At 31.2% G+C, this 14,438-nt stretch carries 15 protein-coding genes; all 15 read left to right on the forward strand.

Annotation, left to right across the window (positions count from 1 at the left end):
* Nucleotides 1–72: 72 nt before the first annotated feature.
* The 15 genes from MKD34_RS01870 (at nt 73) to disA (ending at nt 14,369) form a co-directional block, all read left to right on the forward strand.
* On the forward strand, nt 73–1,548 hold the full coding sequence (locus MKD34_RS01870) for a Na+/H+ antiporter NhaC family protein (RefSeq protein WP_240220016.1): 1,476 nt from the start codon (nt 73–75) through the stop codon (nt 1,546–1,548).
* Nucleotides 1,549–1,652: 104 nt separating this feature from the next.
* Nucleotides 1,653–2,747 (forward strand): redox-regulated ATPase YchF, encoded by a 1,095-nt coding sequence (gene ychF / locus MKD34_RS01875; RefSeq protein WP_240219483.1) that lies wholly within the window; start codon nt 1,653–1,655, stop codon nt 2,745–2,747.
* An 89-nt stretch (nt 2,748–2,836) separates the two neighbouring features.
* Complete coding sequence (locus MKD34_RS01880; RefSeq protein WP_240219484.1) at nt 2,837–3,319, forward strand: YceD family protein; 483 nt, start codon at nt 2,837–2,839, stop codon at nt 3,317–3,319.
* A gap of 36 nt (nt 3,320–3,355) precedes the next feature.
* The gene (gene rpmF / locus MKD34_RS01885; protein ID WP_023051690.1) at nt 3,356–3,538 is read left to right on the forward strand and encodes a 50S ribosomal protein L32; all 183 of its coding nucleotides are present in this window, start codon (nt 3,356–3,358) and stop codon (nt 3,536–3,538) included.
* 99 nt (nt 3,539–3,637) lie between these two features.
* Entirely contained in the window at nt 3,638–4,654 is a 1,017-nt protein-coding gene (gene plsX, locus MKD34_RS01890; RefSeq protein WP_240219485.1) for a phosphate acyltransferase PlsX, read from the forward strand.
* Complete coding sequence (locus MKD34_RS01895) at nt 4,644–5,636, forward strand: beta-ketoacyl-ACP synthase III (RefSeq protein WP_240219486.1); 993 nt, start codon at nt 4,644–4,646, stop codon at nt 5,634–5,636. The genes plsX and MKD34_RS01895 overlap by 11 nt, the downstream gene beginning before the upstream one ends.
* A 71-nt stretch (nt 5,637–5,707) precedes the next feature.
* A complete protein-coding gene (gene fabD, locus MKD34_RS01900; RefSeq protein WP_240219487.1) occupies nt 5,708–6,613 on the forward strand; it encodes an ACP S-malonyltransferase in 906 nt (301 codons plus the stop codon).
* Between the two features lie 86 nt (nt 6,614–6,699).
* Nucleotides 6,700–6,924: an acyl carrier protein gene (gene acpP, locus MKD34_RS01905; protein WP_023051686.1), complete on the forward strand. Its 225-nt coding sequence runs from the start codon at nt 6,700–6,702 to the stop codon at nt 6,922–6,924.
* A 74-nt stretch (nt 6,925–6,998) separates the two neighbouring features.
* Nucleotides 6,999–8,237, forward strand: coding sequence for a beta-ketoacyl-ACP synthase II (fabF, locus tag MKD34_RS01910; RefSeq protein WP_240219488.1), 1,239 nt, complete (start codon nt 6,999–7,001; stop codon nt 8,235–8,237).
* A 15-nt stretch (nt 8,238–8,252) separates the two neighbouring features.
* Nucleotides 8,253–8,963 carry a ribonuclease III gene (rnc, locus tag MKD34_RS01915; protein ID WP_240219489.1) on the forward strand — a complete coding sequence of 237 codons (711 nt, stop codon included), beginning with the start codon at nt 8,253–8,255 and terminating at the stop codon, nt 8,961–8,963.
* Nucleotides 8,950–9,999 (forward strand): elongator complex protein 3, encoded by a 1,050-nt coding sequence (locus MKD34_RS01920; protein WP_240219490.1) that lies wholly within the window; start codon nt 8,950–8,952, stop codon nt 9,997–9,999. Before rnc ends, MKD34_RS01920 begins: the two co-directional genes overlap by 14 nt.
* Nucleotides 9,971–11,437 (forward strand): Rne/Rng family ribonuclease, encoded by a 1,467-nt coding sequence (locus MKD34_RS01925; protein ID WP_240219491.1) that lies wholly within the window; start codon nt 9,971–9,973, stop codon nt 11,435–11,437. Before MKD34_RS01920 ends, MKD34_RS01925 begins: the two co-directional genes overlap by 29 nt.
* 7 nt (nt 11,438–11,444) lie before the next feature.
* A complete protein-coding gene (coaD, locus tag MKD34_RS01930) occupies nt 11,445–11,927 on the forward strand; it encodes a pantetheine-phosphate adenylyltransferase (RefSeq protein ID WP_240219492.1) in 483 nt (160 codons plus the stop codon).
* Nucleotides 11,928–11,929: 2 nt separating this feature from the next.
* Nucleotides 11,930–13,315 carry a DNA repair protein RadA gene (gene radA, locus MKD34_RS01935; RefSeq protein WP_240219493.1) on the forward strand — a complete coding sequence of 462 codons (1,386 nt, stop codon included), beginning with the start codon at nt 11,930–11,932 and terminating at the stop codon, nt 13,313–13,315.
* Nucleotides 13,308–14,369, forward strand: coding sequence for a DNA integrity scanning diadenylate cyclase DisA (disA, locus tag MKD34_RS01940; protein ID WP_240219494.1), 1,062 nt, complete (start codon nt 13,308–13,310; stop codon nt 14,367–14,369). Before radA ends, disA begins: the two co-directional genes overlap by 8 nt.
* Nucleotides 14,370–14,438 lie beyond the last annotated feature (69 nt).

Here is a 14,438-nt window from a genome sequence, read left to right on the forward strand (position 1 = left end):
TAGTTTTTTTTACCTAAAATTTCAGTGAAACTAAAATATAAAATTAAACTTGGAGGTTTTAGGATGAACAGAATAACAGAACTATTAAAATTAAGTCCAGTTGCTATATTAGCAATGTTAATGTTTATGGGATATGATGCTTTAATAGCAGCGCCTATAGCAACAGTATATGCAGCGTTAGTTGCAGTAGTAATTGAGAAGAAAAAGGTGAATGACATAATTGATGCAGTTATAAATAATGCGAAGGAGATGCAAGTTGCATTTTTTATTTTAATGGTAGCATATGCTATGGCAGAGGTATTTATGTCAACAGGAGTTGGAGCTTCTATTATAAATTTAGCTTTAAATGTAGGATTGACAGGAAGAACAGTAGCAGTTGTAGGAATAATTGTAACATCAGTTTTATCAATAGCAACAGGAACAAGCTGGGGAACATTTGCTGCTTGTGCACCTATATTTTTATGGCTTAACCATATCGTTGGAGGAAATATTGCTTTAACTGTGGGAGCTATAGCTGGTGGAGCATGTTTTGGAGACAACATAGGGCTTATATCAGATACAACAATTGTTAGTTCTGGAATTCAAAAAGTTGAAGTAATAAAAAGAATAAGACATCAAGGGTACTGGTCAGGAATGGTTTTAATTTTAGGAATTATATCTTTTTATGTGGCGGGAGTTGTGATGGGATTACCGACAACGACAGGAGATGCAGCAACAGCTATTGGGCAAATACCAGAAGAAGTTTGGACAGTACTAGCTGAGAAAAGAGAGTCTGCAGTTACACTGTTAAATCAAGTGAAAACAGGTGTACCGACTTATATGATAATACCTTTAATTCTTGTTTTAATAGCAGCATTTAGAGGTTTAACAACACTACTATGTCTGTTTATAGGAATATTTGCAGCGTATATATTAGGTATGTTTGCAGGAACAGTTGAAAGTACAGGAGCATTTTTAAATCTATTATACTCTGGATTTGAGGGTGCAGGATCTTGGGTAATTGTAATGATGATGTGGGTTGCAGCATTTGGTGGAATAATGAAGTTGATGGATGCATTTAGACCTTTATCAAATATAGTTGTTGCAGTTTCGAAAAATGTAAGACAATTGATGTTTTGTAATGGAGTACTATCTATATTAGGAAATGCTGGTTTAGCAGATGAAATGGCTCAGATAGTTACTATGGGACCTATTATAAGAGAAATCGTTGAAAAAAATGTTGAAGGATCTCCAGAGGATATTGAAACATTAAGACTTAGAAATGCAACGTTTAGTGATGCATTGGGAGTATTTGGATCACAATTAATTCCATGGCATGTATATATAGGATTCTATTTAGGAATAGCTCAAGCTGTATATCCATTATATAAATTTACTGCAATGGATATAATTAAATTTAATTTCTTAGCATTAATCGCAGTATCAACAATTTTAATAGCTACATTAACAGGGTTAGATAGATTTATTCCAAGATTTGGTTTACCAAGTGAACCAAAAGTAAGACTAAAAAAAGCAACTGTTGAAAATTGTGTAGCAGAAAAGGCTTAATATTGAAACCCCTTACTTAATAAAGTGAGGGGTTTTTTATTTACAAAAGATTTTATATATGGTAAAATCTAAAGTAAAATAAAATTTCAGGAGGAATCTCTAAAATGATAGGTATAGGAATAGTAGGACTTCCAAATGTTGGAAAGTCAACTCTTTTTAACGCAATAACAAAAGCTGGAGCGGCAGAAGCGGCAAACTATCCGTTCTGTACAATAGAACCAAATGTTGGAATGGTAACAGTTCCAGATCAAAGATTAGATGAATTATCAAAAATAATAAATCCTCAAAGAGTTCAACATGCAACAGTTGAATTCGTAGATATTGCAGGTTTAGTTGAAGGAGCAGCAAAAGGTGAAGGACTAGGAAATAAATTCCTATCAAACATTAGAACTACTGCTGCAATTTGTCAAGTTGTTAGATGTTTTGAAGATGAGAACATTATTCACGTAAGTGGAAGTGTAGATCCAATAAGAGACATTGAAATTATAAATGGAGAGCTTATTTTAGCTGATATGGAAACTATTGAAAAAGCCATAGAAAAACAATCAAAATTATTTAAAGCAAAAAATAAAGAGGCTTTAGCATTAATGCCAGTTTTAGAAAAGTGTAAGGTACATTTAGATGAATATAAAATGTTAAGAACATTAGTACTAACACCTGAAGAGCAAGAATTAATGAGAACATATCAACTTTTAACACAAAAGCCAATGATGTTTGCAGCTAATGTATCAGAAGATGAGTTAGCTACAGGAAATGAGTATGTAGAGAAAGTAAAAGAATATGCAGCAGGTTTAGGAGCAGAAGTTGTTGTTGTATCTGCAAAAGTTGAATCAGAACTTCAAGAAATGGAAGATGAGGATAAAAAAGAGTTCTTAGAGGCTTTAGGAGTAGAAGAACCAGGATTAAATAGATTAATCAGAGCAGGATTTAAATTGTTAGGGTTACAAACTTATTTTACAGCAGGAGTAAAAGAAGTAAGAGCTTGGACTATAAGAATAGGAGATACAGCTCCAAAGGCAGCTGGAGAAATTCATACAGATTTCGAAAGAGGGTTCATTAGAGCAAAAGTAGTTGGATATGAGGACTTTATAAAGTATTCTGGTTGGAAAGGAGCTCAAGAAGCAGGAGTTCTAAGACTAGAAGGAAAAGAATACATTGTAAAAGATGGAGACTTAATGGAGTTTTTATTTAATGTATAAAATATAAAGGGTTGTTAAGAAAAATTACTTGACAACCTTTAAAAAAACTAGTAAAATATTAAGGTATTGTAATTATAAGGAGGATAACATTGATAATCAAGCTTAGTGAAATTATTAATGAATCAGAGGTAACCTTTGATTATGTTGAAAAGACTATGGATTCTATGGACACTCCAGAAGGTGTAACTATAAAAGGAAAAGCCTATAAAGAGGGAAATGGTTATGTAATTGAAGGGTCTTATAGAACAGTACTAAGATTAGAGTGTGTTAGATGTCTAGCGGAGATAGAGCCTTTAATTCAAGGAGAATTCAAAGGAGAATATTTAGATCCAAAGGAATATTCTAAGTATATTTCTAGTCTGAAGCCAGAAGAGGAGTTTGGAGACAAACATTTTGAAGAAGCTATAAATAGCGAAATAGATATCTCTGATCTGGTTAGAGAATATATAATACTTGATTTGTCACAATATGAGGCATGTCTTCCAGAGTGTTCAGATACTACTGAAGTAGAAAAATACTCTAAAGAGGATGTTGACCCAAGATGGCAGCAATTATTAGACATAAAATTTTAAATTTTTAAATATGAATGTATTAGGAGGGAAACTAAGATGGCAGTACCTAAGAAGAAAACTTCGAAAGCTAAGAAAAACATGAGAAGATCTCACCACGCATTAACAGGTTCTACTTTAGCAACTTGTGACAAATGTGGAGCACCAAGAAGACCGCACAGAGTTTGTCTTGCATGTGGAGATTACAACGGAAAGCAAGTATTAGCTACAGAAGTAGAGTAATATCTTATAAAAAAAAGCGGGATAGTTAAATCTTGCTTTTTTTTATTTCCAAAAATATGGTATAATAGTTAATAATTATATATTGATTGAGGAGAAAATATGAGAATTGCTTTAGATGCCATGGGTGGAGATTTTGCACCTTTAGAAACAGTAAAGGGTGCTGTACAAGCTTTGGATGAACTAAAAGATTTAACTGTGGTTTTAGTTGGAAAAAAAGAAAAAATACAAGAAGAATTAGAAAAGTATACTTATGATAAAAATAGAATAGAAATTTATGATGCTAGAGAAATTATTGAGATGACAGACGATCCAATGTCAGCTGTAAGAACTAAAAAAGATTCATCTATGAATAGAATGTTAGAATTAGTGAAATCTGGAGAGGTTGAAGCATCAGTTTCAGCAGGAAATACAGGAGCATTAATAAGTGCTAGTCAACTTAAACTTAGAAGAATAAAAGGAGTTTTGAGACCAGCAATAACAACAATATTTCCAAGCAAAAAAAGAGATATTGTTTTAATGGATGTGGGCGCAAATGCTGATTGTAGACCTGAGTTTATAAATCAATTTGCAACAATGGGAACTCTATATTATGAAGAGATGTTTGGTGTTTCAAATGCTAAAGTTGGATTGCTTAACATAGGAACTGAAGAAGGAAAAGGTAATGAAATTACAAGAGAGGCCTTCCATCTTTTGAAAAGTAATGATAAAATAAATTTTATAGGAAACATTGAAAGCAGAGAGATGATGGATGGAGAAGTTGACGTTATTGTAGCTGATGGTTTTACTGGAAATATGGTTTTAAAAACAGCAGAAGGAACTGCTAAATTTATATTTTCAATTTTAAAAGAAGAGATAAATAAGAGTACTTTAGGAAAAGTTGGGGCCCTATTGTTGAAACCTATTTTAAAAAAATTAAAAGTAAAGTTGGATTCTTCTGAGTACGGAGGAGCTCTTTTCTTAGGAATAAATGGAATTTCTATAAAAGCTCATGGAAATTCAACAGCTAGAGGAATAAAAAATGCTTTAAAAGTTGCCAATAAGTTTGCAGAAGACAAATTTATAGATAGATTGACAGAGGTAATGAAACAGAATCAAGGAGGAAGCGATGAAGCTTAAAAATGTAGGTATAATAGGGTTAGGAACTTATGTTCCAGAAAATGTAATGACAAATTTTGATTTTGAAAAAATTATAGATACATCAGACGAGTGGATTAGGACAAGAACAGGAATAGAGGAAAGAAGATTTGCAAGCGCAGATCAAGCTACATCGGATTTAGGAGCAGAAGCATCAAAAAAAGCTTTAGAAAAAGCAGGGCTTTCTGCAGAAGATATCGATATGATAATTTTAGCAACAACAACACCTGATTATCCAATTCAAAGTACAGCATGTGTTGTACAAGAGTTAATAGGAGCTGTAAATGCGGCAGCAGTAGATATAAATGCAGCATGTAGTGGATTTGTTTATGCTTTAACAATGGCAAAGGGCTTGATTGCTTCTGGAATGAATAAAAAAATATTAGTAATAGGAGCAGAAGTTCTATCTAAGTGTGTAGATATGCAAGATAGAAATACTTGTGTTTTATTTGGAGATGGGGCAGCAGCAGCTGTAGTAGCCGAAGTAGAAGAAGGGTACGGAATGTTATCACAATTTTTAGGAGCAGAAGCTGATGTGAAAGGAGCTCTTAGAACACCGGCAGGAGGAACAAGAAAACCATTAAGTCAAGAAGTTTTAGATGAGAGATCAAATTTCTTACAAATGAAAGGACAAGATGTATTTAAGTTTGCTGTAAAAGCTCTTCCAAAAGCAACTTTAGAAGCATTAGAAGGAGCTAATTTAAAAGCAGAAAATATAGATATGGTATTTCCACATCAAGCAAATGTTAGAATAATAGAGGCAGCTTCAAAAAGATTAGAAATTCCAATGGATAAGTTTTATTTAAACTTAAATAAATTAGGGAATACATCATCAGCTTCAATTGGATTAGCTTTAGGTGAAGCTTTAGATAAAGGTCTTGTAAAAAAAGGAGATACAATAGCATTAACAGGATTTGGAGCAGGATTAACATATGCTTCAATGATAATTAAGTGGTCTTACTAAAATTAAAATTGACAGAGTAAGAATAATATGATATATTAAAAAACACATGTTATTTATAAAAAGGAGTTAATATGAGCAAAATAGCTTTTGTTTTTCCAGGTCAAGGAACACAGTATGTTGGCATGGGAAAAGAACTTTATGAAAATAATGAACTAGCTAAAAAAGAGTTTGATAAAATCTTCTCTAATTTAGATTTTGATTTAAAATCAGTTATGTTTGAAGGTAGTGAGGAAGAGTTAAAAGATACTAAAAACACTCAACCAGCTATAGTAGCTATGAGTTTAGTTTTAGAAAAATTATTAAGAGAAAAAGGTATTGAACCAAATTATGTAGCAGGGCACTCTGTAGGAGAGTATGCAGCAATTGGATCAGCAGGATTTTTATCTATGGAAGATGCTGTAAAGCTAACTTCGTTAAGAGGAAAAGCAATGAGCAAGGTGTCAGGAGAAGTTGCAGGAACAATGGCAGCAATAATTGGACTTGATGCTGATAAAATAGTTGAAACTTTAAAATCAGTAGATGGAGTAGCAGAGGCAGTGAATTTCAATGAGCCTAAGCAAACTGTAATAGCAGGAGAAAAAGAAGCAATAGGAAAAGCTTGTATAGCTTTAAAGGAAGCGGGAGCAAGAAGAGCTATGGAATTATCAGTTTCTGGACCATTCCACTCAAGCTTAATGCAACCAGCTGGTGAAATACTAAAAGAAGCTTTAGAAGAGTTTAATTTTAAGGATTCTTCAATAATTTTAGTGGCAAATACAACAGCAAAAGAGGTTACAAAAGTAGAAGATTTAAAAGATGAATTATATAGACAAAGTTTTGGACCAGTTAAATGGGTTGACACAATATTAGCTTTAAAAGAAGCAGGAGTGACAACTGTATACGAAATTGGACCTGGAAAAGTATTGAATGGTTTAATAAAAAAGATTGATAAAGAAATTGAAGTTATCAATATTGAAAAACTTTCAGATTTAGTATAAAATACTAAAGATTATAAAACTTGAAAAAATATATTAAATTTGCTAATATATTAATATAAATAATTTAAAAATTAGGAGGAAAACACATGTTAGATAAAATAAGAGAAATAGTTGTAGAGCAATTAGGAGTAGACGCTGATCAAGTAACTTTAGAGGCAAACTTCGTAGAGGATTTAGGAGCAGATTCATTAGATACAGTTGAGTTAATAATGGCTTTCGAAGAGGAGTTTGACGTAGAGATTCCTGATACAGAAGCAGAAAAAATTAAAACTGTTCAAGATGTTGTAAACTACATTGAGTCAAATAAGTAAGATAAATTTAAAGGGGTATGAAAGTACCCCTTTAGTTATATTTTTTGGAAAAATAACGAAGAGGTGGATAAATAATGAGAAGAGTAGTTGTAACAGGAGTTGGTTTAATAACTTCACTAGGGACTGGGACGGAAAAATCTTGGGAAGCTATTAAGGCTGGAAAATGTGGAATAAAAGAGATTAAATCTTTTGATACAACAGAAAGTGCTGTTAAAATAGCTGGAGAAGTTACTGACTTTGATCCAACTGAGTTTGGAATAGAAAAAAAAGAAGTAAAAAAATTAGCTAGAAATACACAATTTGCAATTGCCGCTGCAAAAATGGCATTAGAAGACTCAGGACTTGTTATAGACGATAAAAATGCAACTAAAGTCGGAACAATAGTATCGTCAGGAATTGGTGGAATAGAAATTTTTGAAGATCAATATGGGACAATGTTAGAAAAAGGAGTAAGAAGAATATCTCCTTTTACAATACCAGCAATGATTAATAATATGGCATCAGGAAATGTTGGGATTTATTTTGGTGCAAAAGGACCAAATAAAGCTGTTGTAACAGCGTGTGCTGCAGGTACTCACTCAATAGGAGATTCTTATGAGATGATAAAATCAGGAAGAACAGATGCGATGATTACAGGTGGAACAGAAGCTTGTATCACAAAATTTGCAATAAATGCATTTGCAAATATGAAAGCATTATCAACAAGAAATGATGATCCAGAAAAAGCTTCAAGACCATTTACAGCAGATAGAGACGGATTTGTAATGGGAGAAGGTGCAGGAATTTTAATTTTAGAGGAATTAGAATCAGCAAAAGCTAGAGGTGCAAAAATATATGCAGAAGTAGTAGGATATGGAGAAACTTGTGATGCATATCATATCACATCACCAGCAGAAGGTGGAGAAGGAGCTACAAGAGCATTTATTATGGCTATGGAAGAGGGAAATATAAAACCAGAAGAAGTAGGATATATTAATGCTCATGGAACATCAACACCTGCTAATGATAGAAATGAAACAGCAGCTATAAAAGATGCTTTTGGAGCCTCAGCATATACTATGAATGTTTCTTCAACAAAAGGAGCAACAGGACATGGTTTAGGAGCAGCTGGAGGAATTGAAGGAGTAATTTTAGCACTATCAATAGCAGAAGGTGTAGTACCTCCAACAATAAATTTAGATAATCCAGATCCAACATTAGATTTAAACTATACTCCAAATGAAATGATAAAAAGAGAGATAGAAGTTGGAATGTCAAGTTCGTTAGGATTTGGCGGACATAACGCTGTAATTGCAATGAGAAAATATAAGTAAAAAGGAGAGAGATAAGTGAAAAGATCATACTTAGAATTAGAGGATAAAATAGGTTATACCTTTAAAAATAAGGATTTATTAAAAAATGCACTTATCCATAGATCTTTTGGAAATGAACACGCTAAGTATAGAAAATTAAATAATGAAAGACTAGAACTGCTAGGAGATGCAGTTCTAGATCTTATTGTGACAGAGTATCTATATAAAAGTTACCCAAATGCTTTAGAAGGGGACTTAGCAAAACTAAAAGCTATGGTAGTAAGTGAGCCAGTATTGGCAAGAATATCAAAAAGTTTAGATTTTGGACAGTATTTAATGTTAAGTAAGGGTGAAGAATTAACTGGTGGAAGAGAAAGAAACTCTATATTAGGAGATGTTTTTGAAGCAATATTAGGTGCAATATATTTAGATTCAGATTTTATAGTAGCAAAAAATATAGCTATGAAATTTTTAAAATATCCAATTGAGCATATAAATGAGAATGAAGATATTTTAGACTTTAAAACGATATTACAAGAATATAGTCAAAAAGAGTATAAAATAATTCCTACTTATCAAGTGGTTAGCGAAGATGGCCCAGACCATTTAAAAGTTTTTGAAGTTGTAGCAGTTATAAAAGATGATTTAAAAGGGTATGGAAAAGGTAAAAATAAAAAAAGTGCAGAACAATCAGCAGCAAAAGATATTTGTAAAAAGTTAGGAGTAAAGCTTTATGAAACATTATAATATTCCTATTTTTATAAGTCATTTTGGATGTCCTAATGATTGTGTATTTTGTAATCAAAAAAAGATAAATGGTAGAGAGACAGATGTAACCACAGAGGATATAAAAAATATAATTGAAACGTACTTAAAAACTCTTCCAAAAAAATCCAAGAAAGAAGTGGCTTTTTTTGGTGGAACTTTTACAGGAATTTCTATAAAGTTGCAAGAGGAATATCTATCTGTAGTTTATGAATATATAAAAAATGGTTTGATTGATGGAATAAGATTATCAACAAGACCTGATTATATTGATAAAAAAATAGTAGATATGCTGAAAAAATACGGAGTTACAACTGTAGAGTTAGGAGTTCAATCTTTAGATGAAAAGGTGTTAATGAAAACACATAGATTTTATCCGATGGAAAAAGTATATGAAGCTTCGAAATTAATAAAAGAAGCAGGAATTGAGTTAGGAATCCAACTTATGTTAGGATTACCTGGTTCGACTGATGAAAGTGATTTTATGAGTGCTGTAAAAACAGTTGAACTAAAGCCTGCTGTTGCGAGAATTTATCCAACACTAGTGATAAAAGAGACTGAAATGGCAGATATGTTTAAGAAGGGAAGTTATATACCTCTAACTTTGGCAGAAGCTGTAAAAAGATGTAAAAAGATATATTCTCTTTTAGATTATAACGATATAAATATTATTAGAGTTGGGTTACAACCGACAGAAGAATTAAATGACAATGAAAATGTTTTAGGGGGACCTTTCCATCCAGCTTTCAGAGAGTTGGTGGTTGGAGAGATATATTATGATTTTCTTAAAGAAATATATGAAGAAGATAAAAGATTAGAAGTAGAAATAAATGAAAAGAATGTTTCCAAAATTGTAGGTATAAATAAAATTAACAGAGAAAAATTAGGAAAAAATTTAATAATAAAAATTAATAATATATTAGAGATAGATAGAATCAAAATAAATGAAAAAATTTACTCATGGAAACAGGTTCTTAGGGGAGAGATAAATGAACCAAGTAATAATAAATACCAATAAATTTAAAACAAGAGCAGCAGTTTTAGAAAATGGAAAAGTTATGGAAGTTCATATTGAAAGAGAGGGTGAAGGAACACTAAACGGGAACATTTATAAAGGGAAAGTTGCGAATGTTCTTCCAGGGATGGAATCAGCTTTTGTCAATATTGGACTTGAAAAAAATGGATTTTTATATGTTAAGGATTTGAGAGATTTTGAAGAAAAGTATTTAACTGGAATTGTAAATAGTGGAAAACCAATAGAAGAACTATTAAATGTAGGAGATGATGTAGTAGTTCAAGTTTTAAGTGATCCTAGAGGTAGTAAAGGTGCAAGAGTAACGACTCACTATACTATACCTGGGAAATTTTTAGTTTTAATGCCAAATAATAATCATATTGCTATATCAAAAAAAATAAAAAATGAAATAGAGAGAGAGCGATTAGAAAAGCTTTTTTCAGAAATAGTTCCTGAGGGGATGGGAGTTATAATAAGAACTGCTGCTGAAGGGAAAAGTATCTACCATTTTGAAAAAGAATTACAATACTTAATAAAAAAATGGGAAGAGATTGAGATTAAAATAAAGAAAGCAAAAACAGGGGAACTTTTATATAAAGATAATGGAATTGTAAGTAAAGTGCTAAGAGATATTATAGGTAATGATATTGATGAAATAGTTGTAGATAATGAAGAAGTTTACTGGGAAATAATAGATTATATTAGAGCTTTTAGTGAAGGAATACCAAAAATGAAAATAAAACTTTATACAGAAAAAGAGGAGATTTTTTATAAATATGGTATTCAAAAAGAGATAGAGAAATCGTTAGAAGTAACAACTATGTTAGAATGTGGTGGTTCTATTGTAATTGAAAAAACAGAAGCTTTAGTCAGCATAGATGTCAATACTGGAAAAAATATAGGAAGTATGAATTTAGAAGAAACTGTAGTTAAAACTAATATGGAAGCTGCAGCAGAAATAGCGAGACAATTAAGAATAAGAAATCTAAGTGGAATTATTATTATAGATTTTATTGATATGAAGGTTGAAGAGGATAAACAAAAAGTTTTAAAGGTTTTAGAAGAGAATTTAGCTAAAGATAGAGTAAAAACAAATATAATTCATTTTACTGATTTAGGATTAGTAGAGATGACTAGAAAAAGATTAGGAAAGCCATTAAGCTATTATTTTCAAGATGAATGTCCTTTGTGTAAAGGAACAGGAAAAATAAAAGGAAGTAGAGCAATAGTAGAAAGTATAATAAAAGAGCTGAAAGATATAGTTAGTGAAAAAGATATAAAAAATGTAAAAATAATAACAAAAACTTCTGTTAAAGAAAAAATAGAAGAAATATATTTTGATTTTATTAAATCTCTTTTACAAGCTTCTGGAAAAACAATAGAGATAACAACAAAAAATAGAGATTTACTAAAAGATTACGAAATATTATTAGAAAGTTAGGTGTAAGATGAAGTTAGCTTTATATTCAGGAACATTTGATCCAATAACAAAAGGTCATAGAGAGATAATAAAAAGAGCAAGTAAAATGTGTGATAAATTGATTGTTGCAGTTTTGAATAATAGTGCTAAAAAAACTTTATTTTCTTTGGATGAACGTAAAGAGATGGTAAAAGAAGTTTTAAAAGATATACAAAATATAGAGGTAATCGAGCATAGCGGGTTATTAGCTAATTATATGAACGAGATAGGATGTAAATATATAATTAGAGGATTAAGAGCAGTTATCGACTATGAGTACGAATTATCATTGGCATATGGAAATTACGATATCTCGAATGGGGAGATTGAAACGGTTTTTATTCCAGCATCAAAAGAATATTTATACGTTAGTTCTTCCGTTGTAAGAGAGTTAGCACTGTATAAAGGCAAATTAGATAATTATTTAGATGACTTTGTAATAGAAAAGATAAAAAAAAGATTTGAGGAGTAAAGATGGCAAAGGCGAAGAGTTTTTATGTATGTAGTGAGTGTGGTTTTAAAACTATAAAATGGATGGGGAAATGTGATGGCTGTGGTGAATGGGGAACTTTTGAAGAAGAGATAGAAATTTCTCCAATTGCAGCTAGAAGCATAAAATCATCTACAAATTCACTTGTGAATATACAAGAAAAAGTAGTATCTTTTGCCAATGTACAAATAGAAAAAAACTTTAGATATAAAACTAAAATTTCTGAGTTTGATAGAATTTTAGGTGGAGGTTTAGTAAAGGGAGAAGTTGTATTAATAACAGGAAATCCTGGAATTGGAAAATCAACACTTCTTTTGCAAACGGCTAAAGAGTATACAGAGTATGGAGATGTTTTGTATGTATCTGGAGAAGAGTCACCCGCTCAAATAAAGTCTAGAGGAGAAAGACTTGGAATATATTCTGAGAACTTATATTTAATGTCAGAAACAGATATTCAAAGTATATACGAATATGTTATTACAAAAAAACCTAAAATAGTTATTGTTGATTCTATCCAAACACTGTATAATTCAGAGGTAGACTCTATTCCAGGGACACCAACTCAAATAAGAGAGTGTACTTTAAAAATAATAGAACTTGCTAAAAAGAATGATGTTTCATTTTTTATAGTTGGTCATATAACAAAAGATGGAAAAGTAGCAGGACCAAAACTTTTAGAGCACATGGTTGATGCTGTATTTCATTTTGAAGGAGAAGAAGGACTTTTTTATAGAATATTGAGAAGTTTGAAAAATAGATTTGGATCTACAAATGAACTAGCTGTATTTAGTATGGAAGATACTGGAATCCACGAAGTTAAGAATTCATCGGAATTTTTCTTAAGTGAAAGGGATGAAAAAAATATAGGTAGCATGGTAGTACCGGTATTAGAAGGAACAAAAGTTTTTCTTTTAGAAATTCAAACATTACTTACTGATTGCACTATCGGAATTCCTAAAAGAATTGTTCAAGGATTTGATAGAAATAGAATGCAAATCTTAATAGCAATTGCTGAAAAAAGAATGGGATTACATTTAGGAATGAAAGATTTGTTTATAAATATACCAGGTGGACTTTCTATAAATGACCCTGCAGCAGATTTAGGAGCTCTTATTTCTATAGTTTCGCTATATAGGAATGTAGCTATAAGTCAAAAAATAGCAGCAATTGGAGAGTTGGGATTAAGAGGAGAAATTCGAAAAGCTTTTTTTATTGATAAAAGATTGAGAGAGTTAGAAAAACTTGGCTTTAAAGGTGTATATGTTCCTGAAGCTAATAGAAAAGAGATTGAAAAAAATAGTTATAAATTAAAAATAATATATTTAAAAAATTTAGAAGAATTTTTAGAGAGGATGAGTAAAGATGAATAACCCAGAATTCTTAGAGATTCTTTCTCTTTTGGCTCCAGGGACAAAGTTAAGAGAGGGGATATATAACGTTTTAGATGGTGAAATGGGAGCTTTAATAGTTGTTGGTTTAGACTCTGAAGTTCAAAAAATAATGGATGGTGGATTTGAAATAAATTGTGAATATACGCCAGAAAAGTTATTTGAACTTTGTAAAATGGATGGAGCAATAATATTAGATTCCGATATCACAAGAATACACTCGGCGAATGTACATTTACAACCGAGTATGAGATTCTCTACAAATGAGAGTGGAACAAGGCATAGAACAGCTCAAAGAGTAGCAAAACAAACAGATAAATTAGTTATAGCAGTATCGGAAAGAAAAAAAGTTGTAACAATATATAAAGGAGAAATGAAGCACAGACTTAGAAGTACTTCGGATTTAATGGGAGAAGCTTCTCAAGGATTAAATACATTAGAGCGTTATCGTTTTGTTTTAGATAAGGCTTTAGGAAACTTAACAATTCTTGAATTAGATGATTTAGTAACGTTGTATGAAGTAACTGTTGTACTTCAAAGATTTGAAAAAGTAACAAGAATATTCCAGGAGATGAACACTTATATGACAGAACTGGGAGTAGATGGAAGACTTGTTAGACTACATCTAAACGATTTAATTCAGGATATTGAAAGTGAAAAAGAGGATTTCTTAAGAGATTATTGGAACTATTCTAACGCACCTTTTGATTTAGCTGAAATAACAGATAGACTTTCAAAATTAACAGATGATGAATTAAAAGAGTTAGAAAAATTATCGGCAGTATTAGATTATGGAAAAACATATTCAGCTTTAGGAAATAGAGTAACACCAAAGGGATATAGAATATTAGATAAAATAACAAAGCTAACAAAAAGAGATATAGATAAAATAGTTAATAATCATGGAAATTTATCTAAAATTCAAGAAGCTTCTACGGAGGAGCTTTTAGAAATTAAAGGTATTAGTAAATTTAAAATAAAAGCTATTCAAACAGGATTGAAGAGATTAAAAGTAACTGTTGAATTAGAAAAGTAAAAATCCACTTAAAAAAAGTGGATTTTTTTTTATTAGTATGCTATTATCATACTATAGGGGTGTACCCTA

The sequence above is a fragment of the Cetobacterium somerae genome (genome assembly GCF_022430525.1).
Classification (GTDB): domain Bacteria; phylum Fusobacteriota; class Fusobacteriia; order Fusobacteriales; family Fusobacteriaceae; genus Cetobacterium_A.

Excerpts from the sequence above, each read along its gene's own strand:
- ychF (WP_240219483.1), top strand. The coding sequence starts at position 1,653 with ATGATAGGTATAGGAATAGTAGGACTTCCAAATGTTGGAAAGTCAACT.
- rpmF (WP_023051690.1), top strand. The coding sequence starts at position 3,356 with ATGGCAGTACCTAAGAAGAAAACTTCGAAAGCTAAGAAAAACATGAGA.
- plsX (WP_240219485.1), top strand. The coding sequence starts at position 3,638 with ATGAGAATTGCTTTAGATGCCATGGGTGGAGATTTTGCACCTTTAGAA.
- MKD34_RS01895 (WP_240219486.1), top strand. The coding sequence starts at position 4,644 with ATGAAGCTTAAAAATGTAGGTATAATAGGGTTAGGAACTTATGTTCCA.
- fabD (WP_240219487.1), top strand. The coding sequence starts at position 5,708 with ATGAGCAAAATAGCTTTTGTTTTTCCAGGTCAAGGAACACAGTATGTT.
- acpP (WP_023051686.1), top strand. The coding sequence starts at position 6,700 with ATGTTAGATAAAATAAGAGAAATAGTTGTAGAGCAATTAGGAGTAGAC.
- fabF (WP_240219488.1), top strand. The coding sequence starts at position 6,999 with ATGAGAAGAGTAGTTGTAACAGGAGTTGGTTTAATAACTTCACTAGGG.
- MKD34_RS01920 (WP_240219490.1), top strand. The coding sequence starts at position 8,950 with ATGAAACATTATAATATTCCTATTTTTATAAGTCATTTTGGATGTCCT.
- MKD34_RS01925 (WP_240219491.1), top strand. The coding sequence starts at position 9,971 with ATGAACCAAGTAATAATAAATACCAATAAATTTAAAACAAGAGCAGCA.
- coaD (WP_240219492.1), top strand. The coding sequence starts at position 11,445 with ATGAAGTTAGCTTTATATTCAGGAACATTTGATCCAATAACAAAAGGT.
- radA (WP_240219493.1), top strand. The coding sequence starts at position 11,930 with ATGGCAAAGGCGAAGAGTTTTTATGTATGTAGTGAGTGTGGTTTTAAA.
- disA (WP_240219494.1), top strand. The coding sequence starts at position 13,308 with ATGAATAACCCAGAATTCTTAGAGATTCTTTCTCTTTTGGCTCCAGGG.